At 73.6% G+C, this 18,306-nt stretch carries 14 protein-coding genes and 5 tRNA genes; 8 read left to right on the top strand and 11 right to left on the bottom strand.

Translation table 11 applies throughout. The annotated features are described in order from the left end of the window. Positions 1-24: 24 nt before the first annotated feature. The gene (locus tag ACGFQ9_RS30215) at positions 25-846 is read right to left on the bottom strand and encodes an aminotransferase class IV (RefSeq protein WP_393578141.1); all 822 of its coding nucleotides are present in this window, start codon (positions 844-846) and stop codon (positions 25-27) included. Then, positions 843-1,901, bottom strand: coding sequence for a chorismate-binding protein (locus ACGFQ9_RS30210; RefSeq protein WP_393578140.1), 1,059 nt, complete (start codon positions 1,899-1,901; stop codon positions 843-845). The genes ACGFQ9_RS30215 and ACGFQ9_RS30210 overlap by 4 nt, the downstream gene beginning before the upstream one ends. 177 nt (positions 1,902-2,078) lie before the next feature. Between ACGFQ9_RS30210 and ACGFQ9_RS30205 the strand changes: the two genes are divergently transcribed. The 5 genes from ACGFQ9_RS30205 to ACGFQ9_RS30185 all read left to right on the top strand — a co-directional run bounded on the left by ACGFQ9_RS30205 (position 2,079) and on the right by ACGFQ9_RS30185 (position 2,570). After that, a tRNA-Gly gene (locus tag ACGFQ9_RS30205) sits at positions 2,079-2,151 on the top strand. 39 nt (positions 2,152-2,190) lie between these two features. Continuing rightward, positions 2,191-2,264 (top strand) — tRNA-Cys (locus ACGFQ9_RS30200). Between the two features lies 1 nt (position 2,265). Next, a tRNA-Val gene (locus tag ACGFQ9_RS30195) sits at positions 2,266-2,337 on the top strand. 35 nt (positions 2,338-2,372) lie between these two features. Next, positions 2,373-2,444 (top strand) — tRNA-Val (locus ACGFQ9_RS30190). Positions 2,445-2,495: 51 nt separating this feature from the next. After that, positions 2,496-2,570: transfer RNA gene (locus ACGFQ9_RS30185), tRNA-Val, on the top strand. A 52-nt stretch (positions 2,571-2,622) separates the two neighbouring features. On the opposite strand, the gene ACGFQ9_RS30180 is transcribed toward ACGFQ9_RS30185, so the two are convergent. The 4 genes from ACGFQ9_RS30180 to ACGFQ9_RS30165 form a co-directional block, all read right to left on the bottom strand. Continuing rightward, positions 2,623-2,901, bottom strand: a complete 279-nt coding sequence (locus ACGFQ9_RS30180; RefSeq protein WP_393578138.1) for a zf-TFIIB domain-containing protein — start codon at positions 2,899-2,901, stop codon at positions 2,623-2,625. A 66-nt stretch (positions 2,902-2,967) separates the two neighbouring features. Then, positions 2,968-3,990: a phosphotransferase gene (locus ACGFQ9_RS30175; RefSeq protein ID WP_393578137.1), complete on the bottom strand. Its 1,023-nt coding sequence runs from the start codon at positions 3,988-3,990 to the stop codon at positions 2,968-2,970. A 196-nt stretch (positions 3,991-4,186) separates the two neighbouring features. Further along, entirely contained in the window at positions 4,187-4,378 is a 192-nt protein-coding gene (locus ACGFQ9_RS30170) for a hypothetical protein (protein WP_393578135.1), read from the bottom strand. A gap of 182 nt (positions 4,379-4,560) precedes the next feature. Further along, positions 4,561-4,812 (bottom strand): hypothetical protein, encoded by a 252-nt coding sequence (locus tag ACGFQ9_RS30165; RefSeq protein ID WP_393578133.1) that lies wholly within the window; start codon positions 4,810-4,812, stop codon positions 4,561-4,563. A gap of 201 nt (positions 4,813-5,013) precedes the next feature. Between ACGFQ9_RS30165 and ACGFQ9_RS30160 the strand changes: the two genes are divergently transcribed. The 3 genes from ACGFQ9_RS30160 (at position 5,014) to ACGFQ9_RS30150 (ending at position 9,925) form a co-directional block, all read left to right on the top strand. Beyond that, positions 5,014-6,234, top strand: a complete 1,221-nt coding sequence (locus ACGFQ9_RS30160; protein ID WP_393578198.1) for a protein kinase — start codon at positions 5,014-5,016, stop codon at positions 6,232-6,234. Positions 6,235-6,363: 129 nt separating this feature from the next. Continuing rightward, complete coding sequence (locus ACGFQ9_RS30155; RefSeq protein ID WP_393578132.1) at positions 6,364-7,119, top strand: hypothetical protein; 756 nt, start codon at positions 6,364-6,366, stop codon at positions 7,117-7,119. A 25-nt stretch (positions 7,120-7,144) separates the two neighbouring features. Further along, on the top strand, positions 7,145-9,925 hold the full coding sequence (locus ACGFQ9_RS30150) for a VWA domain-containing protein (RefSeq protein ID WP_393578130.1): 2,781 nt from the start codon (positions 7,145-7,147) through the stop codon (positions 9,923-9,925). Between the two features lie 28 nt (positions 9,926-9,953). Here ACGFQ9_RS30150 and ACGFQ9_RS30145 read toward each other — a convergent pair whose 3' ends face one another. The 5 genes from ACGFQ9_RS30145 to cbiE all read right to left on the bottom strand — a co-directional run bounded on the left by ACGFQ9_RS30145 (position 9,954) and on the right by cbiE (position 18,242). Then, positions 9,954-10,772, bottom strand: a complete 819-nt coding sequence (locus tag ACGFQ9_RS30145; RefSeq protein WP_393578129.1) for a TrmH family RNA methyltransferase — start codon at positions 10,770-10,772, stop codon at positions 9,954-9,956. 77 nt (positions 10,773-10,849) lie between these two features. Continuing rightward, on the bottom strand, positions 10,850-12,085 hold the full coding sequence (gene cobA / locus ACGFQ9_RS30140) for a uroporphyrinogen-III C-methyltransferase (RefSeq protein WP_393578127.1): 1,236 nt from the start codon (positions 12,083-12,085) through the stop codon (positions 10,850-10,852). Between the two features lie 214 nt (positions 12,086-12,299). Continuing rightward, positions 12,300-13,070: an alpha/beta fold hydrolase gene (locus ACGFQ9_RS30135; protein ID WP_393578126.1), complete on the bottom strand. Its 771-nt coding sequence runs from the start codon at positions 13,068-13,070 to the stop codon at positions 12,300-12,302. 171 nt (positions 13,071-13,241) lie between these two features. After that, complete coding sequence (gene cobT, locus ACGFQ9_RS30130; protein WP_393578124.1) at positions 13,242-16,766, bottom strand: nicotinate-nucleotide--dimethylbenzimidazole phosphoribosyltransferase; 3,525 nt, start codon at positions 16,764-16,766, stop codon at positions 13,242-13,244. Between the two features lie 270 nt (positions 16,767-17,036). Next, positions 17,037-18,242: a precorrin-6y C5,15-methyltransferase (decarboxylating) subunit CbiE gene (gene cbiE, locus ACGFQ9_RS30125; protein WP_393578123.1), complete on the bottom strand. Its 1,206-nt coding sequence runs from the start codon at positions 18,240-18,242 to the stop codon at positions 17,037-17,039. Positions 18,243-18,306: the final 64 nt, after the last annotated feature.

The raw sequence follows: 18,306 nt of genomic DNA, 5'->3' as shown, positions 1-18,306 counted from the left end.
GAGGGCCGCTCTCGGCCAATCTCCCTACGGATCCAGGTCGGCGCCGGACCGCTCGTCGAAGATCCGTACGGCCTTGGCCGTGACCGGTCCCGGGGCCGCCGCCAGGTCGCGCCCGTCGATCCGCCGGACGGCCTGTACGTCGCGCAGGGTGGAGGTCAGGAAGATCTCCTCGGCCTGCTCCAGCGCCTCGAAGGGCAGGTCGGTCACCTTGGCCCCGGTCCACTCGACGACCAGGGCGCGGGTGATCCCGTCCAGGCAGCCGGAGGAGACCGGCGGGGTGTGCAGCTCACCGTCCAGGACCACGAAGACGTTCGAGCCGGTGCCCTCGCAGAGCCGCCCGAGGGTGTTCGCGAACAGCGCCTCGGAGGCCGCGGCCCGGTGCGCCTCGGCCAGCGCGACCACGTTCTCGGCGTACGAGGTGGACTTCAGGCCCGCGATGGCGCTGCGTTCGTTCCGCACCCAGGGGACGGTGATCACCGCGGTGGCGTCCGGCCGCCGGGCGGTCTCGGCGAGCGCGACGACCAGGGTGGGGCCGGCCTGGCCGCGGTCCGAGCCGAGCGGGGACAGCCCGCCCGTGTAGGTGATGCGGAGCCGGCCCAGCGGCATCGGGTTGGCTTCCAGGACGGCGGCACAGGCGCGCCGGACCTCGTCGTGGTCGGGTTCGGGCAGCCCCAGCCCGCGCGCCGACCGGGTCAGCCGGTCCAGGTGGCGGGTGAGCGCGAAAGCGGTGCCGTGCTGCGCCTTGACCGTCTCGAAGACGCCGTCGCCCACCGTCAGACCGTGGTCGAAGACGGACACCCGTGCGCCGTCCGCGTCGCGCAGCTCACCGTCGAGCCAGATCCTCACCGTACGGTCCCTTCACTCGCCTGGTACGTACCCGACGCTACAGCGAGCAGCCGGGCGGCCTTGAGCTCGGTCTCCGCCCACTCCCGCTCCGGGTCGGACCCCCAGGTGATGCCGGCACCGGTGCCGAAGCGGAGCCGGGGCCCTCCGGGGGCCTGCCGGTCGATCCAGAAGGTGCGGATGCCCACGGCGAGCTCGGCCGTGCCGCGGTCGGCGTCCACCCAGCCGATGCCGCCGCAGTACGGGCCGCGCGGCGCCGTCTCCAGGGACTCGATGATCCGCAGGGCGGAGGACTTGGGGGCGCCGGTGACCGAGCCGGGCGGGAAGGTGGCGGCGAGCAGCTCGGGCCAGCCCGCGCCCTCGGCGAGTTCCCCGCTGACCAGGGAGACCAGGTGGACCAGGCCGGGGTGTTCCTCGATGGCGCACAGCTCGGGCACGGTCACGGTGCCGGTGGTGCAGACCCGGCCGAGATCGTTGCGGACCAGGTCCACGATCATCACGTTCTCGGCGTGGTCCTTCTCCAGCAGGTCGTCGGCGGTGCGGCCGGTGCCCTTGATGGGCCCGGACTCGATGTGCCGGCCGGAGCGGCGGAGGAAGAGCTCCGGGGAGGCGGTGGCGATCTCCACGCCGTGGGCCGGGAGCCGAATCGTTCCTGCGTAGGGCGCGGGGTTGCCGCGCGCGAGCAGTGCGGTGAGGGCGTCCACATCGGCCCCGGCCGGGTCGGTCAGCGGCGCGGACATCACCCGGCACAGGTTGGCCTGATAGACCTCCCCCGCCGCGATGTACTCGCGGATCCGCCGGACTCCGGCCACGTACCCGTCGCGGTCCAGCGAGGAGGTCCACAGGTCCGGCGCGGGGCCGCGCCAGGCGCCCGGCACGGGTGCCGGGACGGGATCGGGTCGTATGTCCCCGAAGCGGGCGCAGATCAGGCGCCCCTCGAAGTCGGCCGAGACCGCCCAGAACCCGGTGGAGTCGAGGGCGGAGGCATCACTGGTGACATCGCGGAGATCGGTTGCGACGAGCCCGCCGAAGCGGGCCATGGGCTGCAGGTCTTGCACGGCTGTGAGTCTATGACCGGTGGCCGGAAGGCGCCGGAGAGGTGACCATCGCGTGACCTGAGGTGATCGAGCGGCAGCACGCTGCGGAAACGCGTTTTTGAGCTGGCCCGGGAATCCGCTAGAGTTCAACACGTCGCCGGGGAGCGAAGGAAAAAAACCCGGGCAACACGGCGACATGCGGACGTGGCTCAGTTGGTAGAGCATCACCTTGCCAAGGTGAGGGTCGCGAGTTCGAATCTCGTCGTCCGCTCGATGTGGGGGATCTTCCCGAACCCCCGAAATCACTCCTGGTGGAGTGGCCGAGAGGCGAGGCAACGGCCTGCAAAGCCGTCTACACGGGTTCAAATCCCGTCTCCACCTCCAAGGACGATTAGCTCAGCGGGAGAGCGCTTCCCTGACACGGAAGAGGTCACTGGTTCAATCCCAGTATCGTCCACTGGATCTTCGGATCCCGGATCCACAGGATCCCCCGCGCGATTAGCTCAGCGGGAGAGCGCTTCCCTGACACGGAAGAGGTCACTGGTTCAATCCCAGTATCGCGCACGCAGCACCACGCAGTAACGAGCAGTACCCGTGCCGCCTGCGGCATGACCCGCGCGATTAGCTCAGCGGGAGAGCGCTTCCCTGACACGGAAGAGGTCACTGGTTCAATCCCAGTATCGCGCACCACCCGGAAGCCCCGGCCGTCTCGACGGCCGGGGCTTCTGCGTGAGGTGACCCCTCAGGAGGAGAACAGCATCCGTCCGAAGCCGCGGTTGTGGCCGTGACCGTGGTGGCCGTGGTGCGGGGCGCCCCAGGCGGGCGCGGGCGCGGCGTGCTGCGCCGGGTAGGCCGGCGGCGCGGGCGGCGGCGGGACCTGGCCGTACTGGGATTCGAGGCGGGTCAGGGCCTCCAGCTCGCCGTAGTCCAGGAAGATGCCCCGGCAGCCGCTGCACTGCTCGATCTGGACACCGCTGCGGTTGTAGGTATGCATCATCGCGTGACACTTCGGACACTGCATGATCGGCTCACTCCTCGCCGGTCGGACGTGCCTCCGGCAGGCAATGCCGGGGGCGTGCCGCCCACCTTACGACGGAGCACCCTCCTCCAACTCATGTGGGATTGTCGCTATTCGGCCACAAGAATCGGTCATCGCCCGCTCCACGTCGTCGAGTCGGCGGTGCTCGGCGCAGGCCTTGGCCACGGCCAGCGCTGCGGTCTGGACGGTCAAGGCCCGGGCGGCCAGGTCCAGTTCCGGCCACGGGTCGGTGCCGGGCGGGCCCGCGGCGGGGCCTCCGGCGGCCCGGTAGGCGTCGAGGAAGGTCAGCCACACCTCGGGAGCGAGCAGTCCGGCGGCGTACCAGGCGGCGGGCCGGGCCAGGTCCCAGGCGGGCAGGCCGACACCGAGGTCGTCCACGTCGATGAGGCGCCAGCCGGTGCCTCCGGCCGGCCGGACCAGCTGGCCGAGGTGCAGGTCCCCGTGGCACAGCACCCGGGAGGGGGGCGCGGGCGCGGCCCCGGTGGCCCAGCGCGGCACGGTCCGGGCGGCGGCGAGCACGGCGGCGGCCGCCGCGGCCGGCCCGTCCCCCGCCACGGCCCCGGCAGCAGGCGGTGCGGTGGCGGCTCCGGTCTCCCGGGCGGTGGCCTCGGCCATGCGGTGGAGCGCCCGGGCCACCTTCGCGGGCCCGCGCATCGGCGGGACCGGCCCCGGCAACCGGTCCAGCTCCGTTCGGTGCAGCGCCGCGAGCAGCCGGGCCGCGTCCTCCCAGGGAGCGTCCCCGGGGCGCTCCGGGTCGACCGGGACGCCGTACGGCCAGAGAGTCACGGCCCGGCCCCGGACCTCCCGGAGCGAGGGCAGCAGCGGGGCCAGCAGTACGCCGGCGAGCTCGGGGGCCGCGGCCGTACGCAGCCGGGCCGCCAGCCCGGCCAGATCGCTGTCGGCCGCGTGGGCCTTCGCCACGACGCCCCCGCGCCGCACGACCATGCCGTCGTCCCGATCGGCGAGGACGGTGTACGGCTGCCCGGCACCGCCCCCGGTGACGTCGAGCGCGGCACCGGCCAGGGCCGCGGCGAGCGGCCCGCTGAGCGGCTCGCCGCGCGGCTCGGTCATGTGGTCCCCCGGGGGTTCGTGCGGGCGCCGGCCGCCCCCGGGATCGTACCGGGGCGGGGAAAAGGCAAGGGTGCCGCCCGTACGACTCCCCAGTCGTACGGGCGGCACCCTTTCTCAGCCGTCCGCCGCACCCCCGTCCCCACGGGGTATGGGCCGTGTCCCGGCCCGGGCCGCTCTCCCGGACCCGGGGCGCCGCTCAGCGCCCCAGCAACGCGCCCACGGACGACGCCTGTGTCACCACCTGCTCCCAGCCCCCGAAGAGGAAGACGAGCAGGGTGGCCAGAGGGAGGACCATGGCCGCGGCCACCAGCGGGTGGCGCGTACCGGACGCGGACTGGTGCGCATGGAAGGCGAAAGCCTTGCGTCCCTGCCGTGCGGTGTCGGACATCGTCCTCTCCCTGTCGTCTGCAGCGGTGGGCGCTTGACCTCGGGGGACGAGTTGTCCGCCCACCGCTTGACTTCAACCCTAGGAGCGCTGAGCCGCCGGGGCCTCATGCCTTCGTACCCTTTGGCGGGCATCCAGGAGTATGACGGGTGCACCACCCGCGTACTCCCCTGGGTGTAGATCCCTCACCCTTCCTGGGGGTCATCCCCCAGGGGACCCCCGGGAAGGGGCTGCTCCACCAGTGCGACCACCCGGTTGGCCATGAAACGGGCCGTGCGCACCGGGCGCCCCGACCGAGTGACTTCGCTCACTTCCACCACGCCGCGGCGGACCGCCGTCTCCACCCGGCGTCCCGCCCTGGTCGCCGCCACCTCGTACGTCCGTGTCGTGTCACCCGCGTCCACGACGATCTCGACCTTGTCGCCCTTCGTCGTCAATCCCCCTTGCGCGATGGACTCTTGACCGCGCGGCCGGGACGGGAGCCGTCCCGGCCGACGAGTTCTGAACACCCCTCAAGTGTCGTACACCGCACTGACAATCGAATCTCCCGACGAGGGCGCGGCCTCTGAGCGCACGTGGCGGATGGTCCGTAAGCTGTGCCACGTCAACAGGACGACCGGTCAGTCAGCGGGGTGGACATGGCGATGATGCGGCTCCGGCGCGAGGACCCGCGTGTCGTCGGCTCGTTCAGGCTGCACCGACGGCTCGGCGCCGGCGGGATGGGTGTGGTCTACCTGGGTTCGGACCGGCGCGGCCAGCGGGTCGCGCTGAAGGTGATCCGGCCCGATCTGGCCGAGGACCAGGAGTTCCGGTCCCGGTTCGCCCGCGAGGTGTCCGCCGCCCGGCGGATCCGCGGCGGGTGCACGGCCCGCCTGGTGGCCGCCGATCTGGAAGCCGAGCGCCCCTGGTTCGCCACCCAGTACGTGCCCGGCCCCTCGCTGCACGACCGGGTGGCGGAGGACGGCCCGCTGACCGCGGCGCAGATCGCCGCCGTGGGTGCCGCGCTCTCCGAGGGCCTGGTCGCCGTGCACGAGGCCGGGGTGGTCCACCGTGACCTCAAGCCCTCGAACATCCTGCTGTCCCCCAAGGGCCCGCGGATCATCGACTTCGGCATCGCCTGGGCGACCGGCGCGAGCACCCTCACGCACGTGGGGACGGCCGTCGGCTCACCCGGGTTCCTCGCCCCCGAGCAGGTGCGCGGCGCCGCGGTCACCCCGGCCACCGACGTGTTCGCGCTGGGCGCCACCCTCGCCTACGCGGCGACCGCCGACTCCCCCTTCGGGCACGGCAGTTCCGAGGTGATGCTGTACCGCGTGGTGCACGAGGAGCCGCAGCTGCACGGGGTCCCGGACGCGCTCGCCCCGCTGATCCGGGCCTGCCTGGCCAAGGACCCGGAGGAGCGGCCGAGCACCCTCCAGCTGTCCATGCGGCTGAAGGAGATCGCGGCGCGCGAGGCGCAGGGCCTGACCGACGGCCGGATCCCCGACCGCCGCCCCCGGACGGACCGCCCGGAACGGGCCGAGCGGCCCTCGGGGCGGCTGGCGGAGCAGTACGCCGAACAGCGCACGGAACGCCGCCCGGCGGGCACCCCGGCCCCGCGGCCGACGGGCGGCACACCGAGCGGCACCCGCAACCCGTCCCGGGACGGCGGCCAGGCACGGCCCGGCGGGGGCCGGGACACCGCGCGCACGGGACCTCGTACCGGCCCCCGGACCAACGGGCGGCCCGCCCCGCGGAGCACCACGGGCGGCCGGCGGCCGGCCGGGCCCGACCGGCGGCTGCTGCGCCAGCGGCTCATCGTGTTCGTGGTGGTCACGCTGATCGTGGCTCTGGGCATCGCGGCGGCGCAGCAGTTCTAGGGGGTGTCTTGTCGATCACGCCGCGAGCCCGGCGTGATCGGCGAGACACCCCCTAGGGGGTCCCCTCCGGGCAGGAATCTCCGGCGGTATCCCTGCGTCGCCATGGCCCAAGGTCCTACAGTCCGTGGCATGTTGGACTTTCAGATACTCGGCGCCATCGCCGGGTTCGGGGGCGTGGCCCTCGGCGTCCTGTTCATGATCTACCGGGACTTCATCCGGAACCTCATCCGCACGAAGATGTTCCGGACGCTCACGCCCGCGCAGGCCACGGGCCTGTTCGCGGCAGTGATCACCTTCACCTTCGCCATCGCGGTCCTGGGCATCTTCGCCACGCTCGCCGACGGCGCGGGTGCGCTGAACTTCATGGTGATGGTCGGAGCGCTGCTGCTCTTCCTGCTGGCGGCCCTGGTGGTGGCGGTGCGGTTCATGCGCCCGGCGCGCCAGGGGGCCGTGGAGGAGCGGACCTTCCCGCGTGTGGCCCGGCTGGTCTCGGCCGGCGAGCCGGACCAGGCCGAACGCGCTCTGGAAGCGCCCGGGACGGACCGGGGTTCCGAGGAGTACTGGTACTGGATGGCCAGGATCGCGCTGGCCAGGGGCAACACCCCGACCGCATCGGGATACGTGGCGGAGGCCCTGCGGCTGGAGCCGCGCAATCCGCACGGGATCGCACTGAAGATCAGGATCCTGCTCGTCTCCCAGGAGCCCGCCGCCCTCGGCCAGGCGGTGGAGCTCGCCAGGGCGTCCGAAGGGCTGGACGAGGACCTGGACGTGTGGCTGGGGCACCTGCGGGCGGAGGGCATGTTCGAGGTCGGCGTGCGGACCGGCACGCAACTGGACGCACGCTGCCCCCTGCCGGCGCGGCAGGGTCGTGCCGCGTCCCACTGACTCACCGATACCGGAGGAAACGCGCATGACGGACGATTTCTGGGACGGCCCGAGCGGCTTCCAGGCCCTGCTCTACCTGCCGCGATCGGCATCGGGGGACACCCCGGCATTCCCGGAAGCGGAGGCCGAGATCCGCCACCGGGCGCGGAAGCGGGGGCTGCGCCTGCCGAGGAGGGCGGTCCACGATCCGCAGGAGGTCGACGGCTTACTCGACCGGTACCCCGGCGCCGCGGTGCTCGTCCGGCCCTCCCTCGACGGTGGGGCGCTCCGGGAGCGGCTGATGGAGCGGGACCAGGACCTCCTCGAAGGCCTCCTCGCGCTCGGTGCCACGCTGCGGCTCTGCGACGAGGGGGCCGAGGCTACCTGGCCCGACCGAGACGACTGGACGGGGGGCCGGCCGGTGCTGCTGCTCTCGGACCCCTTCGCCCCGGTCGACCCGCTCCGGCTGGCCAGTCGCGAGAAGGCCTGTCGGCGCTACGCCTTGCACCTGGCGCCCTACAGGGGCGAGGCCGTGCACGACCTGGCGACGTACGAGCGTTTCGTCGACCGGGAACTCGGCGCCGTCCCCCTCGATCCCGGGGCCACGGTGGTGATCCACAAGGAGGCCTTCGCCACCGACACCGGCGGCCGGAGCCCGGTCCGGGACCGGCTGTGGCGCAGGGTGGCAGGCCCCGACCTCCCCCACCGGAGCCCGGTCCGGCGCTGGCTGGAGCGCGGGGCGGTCATCCACTCCACGGGACGGGTACGGCATCCGGAGCCGCGACGCGGGGCACCTCGGCCCGGAGAAGCGGACGCCCAGGAGCTCAGGCGAGCACCGGAGCGCATGGAGCAGCTGGAGCACGAGGACCGTATGAGGCGGCAGCGCGAGCACCGCGAGCGGGTGCTGGAGAAGGTGCAGCGACTGGAGGACCTGGAGTCGGAACCTCCGCTCGGATATCCACAGCGGCCTCCCGCGCAATCCGCGCCTCAGCCAAGGTACGACCGTGCCCGGGAGTCGACCGGGCCTGCCTCGTCGGGGGACGACGACCTCGATGTACCCGACTTCCTGCGCAATGACTCGGGTGGCCGGGACCTGCCGACGAGCCCACGCCCCGCTCGCCGTGGGTCGTCCGACTCCGGGGAGGACAGGAGCTACGACGCTTACGTCTGGGGCGGCCAAGCCAACACCGGCCTCGTGTACCAGAGCGCCCGCAGCATCACCCGCCGTGCCTCGGTCCCGCCCACGGGCACCGGCCCCGGCCGGGATCCCGGCCAACCCCTCCCCCACGACGGGCTCTTCATCCGCCGCAGCACCGCCTACGGCACCCGGTCGCAGCTCGGGATCACCGAACTGATCGAGAACGGCGTGCTCATCGGGCAGGACCAGATCCGCTTCGACGACTTCGTCGCCTCCCGCACCGACCAGGTGCCCGGGCCGCCCGCCGGGGAGGCCGTCTCCGTCAGCCACGGCATCGCGGCCGTACCCGGTGACTCGAAGGCCCGCGAGGCGACCACCCACTTCGTCGAGATCGCCCTGAAGGCGGCTGCCGGCCCCACGAAGGAAGCCCCGCCCCAGGAGCCGCTGCCGGTCAACCTCGTCTTCGTCGTCGACACCAGTTACTCCATGGCGGGCTCCAAGCTCGACACCGTGAAGTCCGCGCTCCAGCAGATCTACCGGCGCCTGCGCCCCACCGACTGCCTGGGCATCGTCACCTTCGCCACCGACGTGGCCACGCTGCTCCCCGCCACGCGCAAGGCCGATCTGCCGGAAGTGCGCTTCGCACAGCTCGTGTCCGGGATGACGGCCTCCGGCGGCACGGACATCAACCTCGGGGTGCAGTACGGAATCGCGGAGATCGGCCGCCGGGCGAGCACCGCCCGTACGGTCAACCGGCTCTACCTCTTCTCGGACGGCGACCCGACCTCGGGCGAGCGGAACTGGACGGTGATCCGCAGGAACCTCGCGGCGAGGCTCCGCGGTGACCTGACCCTGTCCTGTTTCGGCTTCGGCGCGGACGCCCGGATGACCGAACTGTCGGCCCTCGCCGGTACGGCGGGCGGCAGCTCGGCGTTCGTGACCCGTCCCGAGGACGTCGGCACCGGGCTGCTGGAGGACCTGGAGCGGCGGGACCACCTGGCGGCCATCGACGTGCAGCTCAGGATCGACGTCGATCCCGAGGTCGAGGTGTGGCACCTGTACGGGCACGACCTGGTGTCCGACCCGAGGGAACGGACCCGGGTGTTCCGGGAGGCCGCGGAGGCCGCCCGGACCGCGCGGGAGCGGTACGGCACCGAGGTGCTGCCGGATCTGATCACCGGGGAGAAGGGGATCCGGATCTTCGCCCCGGACCTGGCCTTCGGCGAGACGTACTGGGTGGTGCTGGAGGTCCGGGTCCCGGAGGGACGGGAGCCGTCGGACGGGCTCGGCACTGCCACCGTGCAGTACGCCGACACGCTCGCGAGGCAGAGCCGCAGCCGGGAGCTGGCGCTGGCCGAGGGGACCTCGCTCGACGAGGAGACGGTGATCGTGCACGCGGTGGGACTGCGGACCAGCGAGGTCACGTACCGCGCGCTCGACGACCTGTACGACAACGACCGGGAGGCCGCCGGCCGCCGCCTCGACCAGCACATCGAGGTCCTGCAGGAGACCCATCGGAGCGTTCCGGTCGAGGAGCTCGTCGACGACCGGGTGGTGCTGCAGAAGCTGAGGACCCTGGCCGAAGGCCTCGGCACCGCCGTGGCCTACACGGACGGTGCCGCACCCGCGCCCGGGATCCGGGTCATGAACCACTTCGCGAAGATGCGCTCCGGCGCCTTCTCGTTCTGAGCCGGCACCGGCCGGTCGACCCGGCCGGTCAGCCCTTGGGAGAGCCGGTGGCCACCGCGTAGAAGGCCACGGCCGCCGCCGCGCCCACGTTCAGCGAGTCCACTCCGTGCGCCATCGGGATGCGCACCCATTCGTCGGCGGCCACCAGGGCCTGCGTGGAGAGGCCGTCGCCCTCGGCGCCGAGCATCAGCGCGACCCTCTCCAGGTTCTGCGGGGCCGCCTCGTCGATCGGCGAGGCCTTCTCGTGCGGCGTCAGGGCCAGCAGCTTGAACCCGGCCTCGCGGACCGAGTCCAGCCCCTTGGGCCAGGTCTCCAGGCGGGCGTACGGAACGGAGAAGACCGCTCCCATCGACACCTTCACGGACCGCCGGTAGAGCGGGTCCGCGCAGTCGGGCGACAGCAGTACCGCGTCCATGCCGAGCGCGGCGGCGCTGCGGAAGATGGCACCGATGTTGGTGTGGTCGTTGACCGCTTCCATGACGACCACGCGGCGGGCGCCGGCGAGCAGCTCCTGCGCCGTGGGCAGCGGCTTGCGCTGCATGGACGCCAGGGCCCCGCGGTGCACGTGGTAGCCGGTGACCCGCTCCGCGAGTTCGGGGGTGACCGCGTACACGGGGGCCGGAAGCTCGTCGATGACGTCCCGCATGACATCGACCCACTTCGAGGACAGCAGCATGGACCGCATCTCGTAGCCGGCGCTCTTGGCCCGTCTGATGACCTTCTCGCCCTCGGCGATGAACAGGCCCTCGACGGGCTCGCGCTTGCGCCGGAGTTCGACGTCGGTCAGGCCCGTGTAGTCGCGCAGGCGCGGGTCGTCGGGGTCCTTGATGGTGATGAGATCAGCCACAGGGTGATACTGCCTTGTCCTGGATGTGGTGCCAACGGCTCGGCGGCCGCCGGTACGGTCGGCCGGTGGGATTCCGGTCAGACGGCGGTGCCGGTGCCCTCGGGCCGGTGCACGTTCACGACTTCGCCGATGACGATGACGGCCGGCGGACGGACCTCCTCGGCCAACACGGTCTCGCCGACGGTGGCCAGGGTGGCGTCCACCCGGCGCTGGGTGGCCGTGGTGCCCTCCTGGATGACGGCGACCGGGGTGTCGGCGGAACGCCCGTACCGGACCAGCGCCTCGGCGATCCGGCCGATCTTGTCGACGCCCATCAGGATCACCAGCGTGCCGGTGAGCTTCGCGAGCGACTCCCAGTCGACCAGGGACCGCGGGTCGTCGGGCCCGACGTGCCCGCTGACCACGGTGAACTCGTGGGCGACGCCCCGGTGGGTGACCGGGATGCCGACGGCACCGGGCACCGAGATGGAGCTGGAGATGCCCGGGACCACGGTGCAGGGGATCCCCTCCTCGGCCAGCGCCTGGAGCTCCTCCATCCCCCGGCCGAAGACGTACGGGTCCCCGCCCTTCAGCCGGACGACGGCCTTCCCGGCCTTGGCGTGCTCGATGAGCGCGTTGTTGATGGCCTCCTGGGCCATGTACCGGCCGTACGGGATCTTCGCCGCGTCGATGACCTCGACGTGCGGCGGGAGTTCGTCGAGCAGGTCGCGGGGACCGAGCCGGTCGGCGATGACCACGTCGGCCTGGGCGAGCAGCCGGCGGCCGCGCACGGTGATCAGGTCGGGGTCGCCGGGCCCGCCGCCGACGAGGGCGACACCGGGCACGTGGGCGCGGCGCTGCGCGGGCGCGCCGATCGAGCCGTCCCGCAGGCCCTCGACCACCGCGTCCCGGACGGCCGCGGAGCGGCGCGGGTCGTTCCCGGTGAGGACGGCGATGGTGACGCCCTCGCTGCGGCCGGTGGCCGGAGTCCAGGCGGTGGCGGCGGAGGCGTCATCGGCACGGACGGCCCAGATCCGGTTGCGCTCGGCCTCGGCGGAGACCAGGTCGTTCACGTCACGGTTCTGGGTGGCGATGAGGACGTACCAGGCGTCGGCGAGGTCGCCCTCCTGGTACCGGCGGCGCTCCCAGCGGATCTCCCCGGTCTCGGCCATGGCGTCCACGGACGGGGTGGCGGAGGGCGAGATCAGCAGCACGTCGGCGCCGGCCGCGACGAGGGCGGGGAGGCGGCGCTGCGCGACCTGGCCGCCGCCGATGACGACGACGCGGCGGCCGGCGAGACGAAGCCCTACGGGGTAGGCGGGGTGTTCGGCCATGGCGGTGCGGCTCCTGAGGGCGGCGGTGGTGCTTCGGGTGCCGCTGCGGCGCTGGAGCGGCGGGGTGATGAGGTGGTGTCGGGGTGGTTCGGGGGTACTGACGTGCGGTGTTGTGCTGCGGGGTCCACCTTACGGCGCCGCCCGCCCGCGACCTGGGACCGGGCCCCTCCAGCCCGCCCGGCCCCTTCCGCCACCACCCCGCCGGCCGGTGCGGCTACGGTGCCGAGAGGGCCTCCGCGGCCGCGGCGGCGAACCCGTCCGGGTTGTCCAGCATGATGTTGTGACCACAGTCGGGAACGGGTACCACCCGGACCCCGGCCGCCGCGAGCGCGTCGGCGCCCGTCAGCGGACCGTCCGCCTCCGGCAGCAGGTAGGTGCGCGGCACGTCCAGGTCCAGCAGGAGTTCCCGCATGGTCGGGACGGTCCCGGTCACCAGGTGGACGGCGGTGCGGTGCAGGGCCGCCGGGTCGGTCAGGCGCATGGTGGCCCACCAGTGCTCGCTCACCCGGCCGCGGACCTCGGCCAGGCCGCCGGCGAGGAACTCCTCCTCACTGTACGAGGCGATCCCGCTGCTGCCCGGCGCGACCGGGACGCGGGGCGCCGGGTCCAGGTTGGCGTCGACCAGCAGCAGCCGGGAGACCAGCCCGGGGTGACGGGCGGCCAGCACGATCGCGACGGCCCCGCCCATGCTGTGGCCGATCACCTCGGCCCCGGTGACCCCGGCGGCGGTCAGTGCCGCGGCGAGGGTGTCGGCGTGGCTCTCCAGCCGGTAGTCGAAGTCGGCGGGCCGGTCGCTGTGTCCGTGGCCGAGCAGGTCGACCAGCAGGGAGCGGCGGCCCGCGAGCAGCGGGTGGGCGGCGGCAGCCGCGAAGTAGGCGGGCGAGGTGGCTCCGAGCCCGTGGACGTACACCCGGGCCGGTTCGGCACCCGGCATCTCGGCCCACCGGATGCGGTCGTTCCCGGCCGTGACGACGGCACTGCGCATGTTCCGTTCTCCCCCCGTGGTTCGCGGTGCGGTGCGCTTCGGTCGGGCGCCCGTGGTCCGCGCGGTCGTGGACGTACGGCGCCCGCCGTTCCCGCAGCCCCGGTCGGGGGCCGCGGGAGCGGCGGGCGCACGCTGCCGGTCGTCGTTCTTCGGCGCCGGTCCGCCGTACTGCTACTTCTCGGTGACACCCGCCGAGTCGAACGTCGCGACCTCGTGCATCGCCCGGGCCGCGCTCTGGACCAGCGGGAGGGCCAGGAGCGCGCCCGTGCCCTCGCCGAGGCGGAGGTCCAGGTCGACCAGCGGACGCAGGCCGAGCTTGTTCAGGGCCGCCACGTGCCCCGGCTCCGCGCTGCGGTGGCCGGCGATGCAGGCCGAGAGGGACTCCGGGGCGATGGCGCGGGCCACCAGGGCGGCCGCGCCCGCGCTGACGCCGTCCAGGATCACCGGCGTACGGAGCGAGGCCGCGCCCAGGATGAGGCCGACCATCGCCGCGTGCTCCAGCCCGCCGATCGCGGCGAGGACTCCGATCGGGTCCGCCGGGTCGGGCTGGTGCAGTTCCAGCGCACGGCGCACCACATCGACCTTGCGGGCGTGGGTCTCGTCGTTGATGCCGGTGCCGCGGCCGGTGACCTCCGAGGGGTCCACCCCGGTGAACACCGAGATGAGCGCCGCGGAGACGGTCGTGTTGGCGATGCCCATCTCGCCGGTGAGCAGCGCCTTGTTGCCGGCCGCGACCAGGTCGCGGGCCGTCTCGATGCCCACCTCGATCGCTGCGACGGCCTCCTCGTGGGTCATCGCCTGGCCGGTGGTGAGGTCGGCGGTGCCCGGCCGGACCTTGCGCGGCAGCAGGCCGGGAGTGGCCGGGAGGTCCCCGGCGACACCCACGTCGATCACGCAGACCTCGGCGCCCACCTGGTTGGCGAAGGCGTTGCAGACCGCCCCGCCGCCCAGGAAGTTCGCCACCATCTGGGACGTGACCTCCTGCGGCCACGGGGTGACGCCCTGGGCGTGGACGCCGTGGTCGCCCGCGAAGATGGCGACCGCCGCCGGCTCCGGGATGGGCGGCGGGCAGACCCGCGACAGACCGGCCAGCTGCGCGGAGATGATCTCCAGCATGCCGAGCGCGCCCGCCGGCTTGGTCATGCGCTTCTGCCGCTCCCACGCCTCGCCGAGCGCCTTGGCGTCGAGCGGGCGGATGCTGCCCACGGTCTCCGCGAGCAGGTCGTGCGGTTCCTCGCCCGGCAGGGCCCGGCGGCCGTACGTCTCCTCGTGGACCACCCAGGACAGCGGGCGCCGCTTGGACCAGCCGGCCTGCATCAGCTCGGGCTCGTCCGGGAACTCGTCGACGTAGCCGACGCACAGGTAGGCGACGACCTCCAGGTGCTCCGGCAGGCCGAGCGTGCGGACCATCTCCCGCTCGTCGAAGAAGGAGACCCAGCCGACACCGAGACCCTCGGCGCGGGCGGCGAGCCACAGGTTCTCCACCGCCAGGGCGGAGGAGTACGGGGCCATCTGCGGCTGGGTGTGCCGGCCGAGGGTGTGGCGGCCGCCCCGGGTGGGGTCGGCGGTGACCACGATGTTCACCGGGGTCTCGAGGATGGCCTCGATCTTCATTTCCTTGAACTGCTTCGCCCGGCCCTTCGGGAGGGACTTGGCGTACGCCTCGCGCTGACGCTGGGCCAGCTCGTGCATGGTCCGCCGGGTCTCGGCGGAGCGGATCACCACGAAGTCCCAGGGCTGGGAGTGGCCGACGCTCGGGGCGGTGTGCGCGGCCTCGAGGACGCGCAGCAGCACCTCGTGCGGGATGGGGTCGCTGCGGAAGCCGTTGCGGATGTCGCGGCGCTCGCGCATCACGCGGAGGACGGCCTCGCGCTCGGCGTCGGCGTAACCGGGTGCGGGCTCGCCGACCGGGGCCTCCGGCTCCGCAGCCGCCTCGGGGGCCTCGGGGGCCTCAGGAACCCCGGGCATCTCCGGCGCCGCCGGGGCGACCTCGGCCTCGGCCGGTACGACGGCCCCGACCGGTTCCGGCTGCGGGTGGACCTGAAGTACCTCCGGCTCCGCGGCCTCGACCGCCTGCTCGCCCACCGGTACGGCGGCGTTCTCGGCGGCGCTCTCGACAGCCTGCGCGGCCTGTGCGGCCGCCTGCTCGGCCAGAGGCGCGGCGGACTGCTCGACAGCCTGCTCGGCCACCGGTGCCACCGGTGCGACGGGCTGCTCAACGCCCGGAGCGGCCACGGGGACTGGCGTTCCGGCGGGACCCGCCGGAACGGCGGCGGCCAACAGACCGCCGGCCTCGGCGGGGACGGGCTCGACGAGGACCGCCTCGGCGGCCGGTACCGGCTCGGTGAACGCCGGCTCGCTGAACGCCGGGACGGCCGCCTCGGACGGGGCCGTTGCGACGGCGGGGTCGACGGCGGGCTCCGGCGCCTGCTCCGCGGCCGGGGCAACGGGCACCTCGGGCGAGACCGGGGCAAGGGGCGACTCGGGAGACGCGGACACCTCGACCGCGACGGGCGCGACCGGGACGGCGTCCTCGGCCGGGACGACACCCTCCACCAGAAGGACACCCTCCGCGGCGGCAACGTCCTCGGCGGGAACGACGGACTCGGCGGGAACGACGGGCTCCGCGGGAGCGGCGGGCTCGCCAGGAGCGACGGACTCGGCGGATACGACGGACTCGGCGGGGGCGGCCCCACCCTGGGCCACCGGCTCGACGTCGGCGACCGGAACGACCGCCTCATCCGGGACGACGGACACCGAGGGCTCCGACGGAACCGGCGGAACCTGCACGACCTGCGGGGCCTGCGGGGCCTGCGGAACGGACGCGTCCTCCACCGCCAGCGGCTGCTCCGGCTCCTGCTCCTGCTCCACCGCTCCCGCGGCATCCGTCACCGGCGCCACCAGCGATACGGCCGGATCCACCGGCACCGCCTGCTCGACCTGCTCCACCGGCACAGCCGCCTCCACCGGCGGCACGAGGGCCTCGGCACCCGCGGGCACGGCCTGCTCCACGGGCACGGCCTGCTCCGCCTGCGCGACGTCCTCCACCGGCGCGACGTCCTCCACCGGCGCGGCCGACCACGGCACACCGGGCTGGACGGGTACGTCGAGGTACTCGGGGCCCGGTGCGGGCTGCGGTGCCGGCACGGCCACCGGCGGGGCGACGGGAGCGGGGGCCGGGCCGCGGTCGGCGAGGGACCGTACGACGCCGCCGGAGGCGTCCGGCATCGGCGGACCCATGTGCAGCGGGCGACGGGCGGGCGGGGCCATGGGTGTCACCGGGGCGACGGGCGGCGCCACCGGCGACCCGGGAAGGTGCATGCCGCCGAGGTCGAGCGAGCCGGAGTCCCGGCCGCCCGCTTCGTGCGCCCCGTCCGCATAAGGCGCTTCGGCGTAGCCCTCGACCGGGTAGCCCTCCGGGTACGAGCCCATCGGGTAACCCTCGACGTAGCCTTCGACGGGGTACACGGGTGCCTGAGGCACCACCTGCGGGTCGCTCCACGAGCCGCCCACGCCCTGGCCGCTGGGCATCAGCAGCAGTTCGTCCTCGTCCTCGGGGTTGTCCGCGAGGTCCTGGAAGGCGTAACCGCCGGGAGCCGGGGCCTGCGGGGGAATCGGCGCGGGGATGCCCTGCTGATCCATCATGTCCGCGTTGTCCGGAAGGCCCTCGCCCGGAACCTGGCCGGTGTCGGTCATGCGTACCCCTCGCCCATCGCTTGTACTTCCTCCGTCGCCCGGCGCCCGCACGGCCGGCAGGGCCGGGCGCCATGACCGGCAGGCCACGGCGAACGAGCGCGGTCGTCGCACGGCACGAACACCTCAGGCACGCCGCCGCCGACAACCACTAAGCATTGTCGCGCCCGTTCGCCGCGGTGTCGGCCATTAGCGCTCCGGTCCACTGTGGACTGCGCCACGTCACGCGTCCTCCCGGTACGACGATCGGCCAGCCTACCCCGGGCGGTGTGGTCAGCGGGGCGCGGGGCGTACCGCTGCCAGCAGGAACACCACGGAACGTTCCTGTTCGTCCCAGGTGCGGGGGTCCAGGCCCACGGACTGGAGGAGTGAGCATTCGACCGTGTATCCGCCTTCGGTCAGGGCCCGGCCGAGGGCCTCGGCCTCGTCGCGGGTGGAGGCGTGGGTGACGATCCGTTCGGGGCGGCGGTCGGCGCAGGCGAGGACCACCGGAACGCCCCCGCCGCCGATGCGTACGACGTCGGGCTCCGGCAGGGATTCCAGGACGTGGGGGGCGGTGCCGTGCACGGTCTGGAGCTGGACTCCGCGCTTGCGGGCGGCGGCAGTTGCCCGTTCGCAGGCGTGTGCGTCGGAGTCGATGGCGATGACGGCGGCACCGAAGGACGCGGCGTCGACGGCGAGGGCGCCGGAGCCCGTGCCGATGTCCCACAGCAGGTCGCCGGTGCGCGGGCCGAGGCGGGCGAGCTGCGCGGCCCGCAGTTGGGCGGAGCCGCCTTCGGTGGCGTCGGGGTCGGGGCGGGCCCAGCCGCGGGGGCTGTCACCGGCGGGGTGGCCGAGCAGCCAGCCGGCCTCGTTGGCGCCCTGTCCGACCTGCCCTCCGCCGCCGATGACGATGACGACGTTGGGGTCGCGCCAGGTGTGGTCGGCGGCCTTGTCGGAGGTGAGTACGGTCACCTGTTCCCGGTCGGTGCCGAGTTCCTCGCAGATGACGAAGGTCCGGTGGACCCCTTCGAGGAGCAGCGCGAGTTCGGCCGGGCCGGCGCCGGGCGAGGTGAGGACGGCGACCTTGGGGTGGGCGCGGCAGACGTTGACGGCACGGCGCAGGGTGCGCCGGTGGGCGACGACGACCTGGGCGTCGTCCCAGGGCATGCCCGCCCGGGCGAAGGCTGCGGCGGCGGAGGACACGGCGGGGACGACTTCGACTTCGAGGCCGTGTTCGGGCGCGCGGAGGGTCCTGACGATGCCGAAGAAGCCGGGGTCCCCGTCGGCGAGGACGACGGCGGTGCCGCGGTGGCCGGCGATGCGGCGGGCCGCGAGGCCGAGGCTGCCGAGCCGGATGCGTTCGGCCGTGGGCGGGATCTCGGGCAGGGCGAGATGGTGTGCGGCGCCGGCCACCAGGGTGGCGGCGGAGAGCGCGGACCTGGCGGCCGCGGTGAGGGGCGAGCCGTCCCAGCCGATCACCGTGACCCGGTCGGCCATCGTCGTCAGTCTCCAGATCCTGGTGGGGGTGGGAGTGTGGTCACACGGGACACGGGCACATGAG

Source organism: Streptomyces sp. NPDC048603, from assembly GCF_043199475.1.
In the GTDB taxonomy this organism is placed as follows: Bacteria; Actinomycetota; Actinomycetes; order Streptomycetales; family Streptomycetaceae; genus Streptomyces.
Note: the sequence above shows the minus strand (reverse complement) of the source record. Positions and strands in the feature narration are given on the sequence as shown.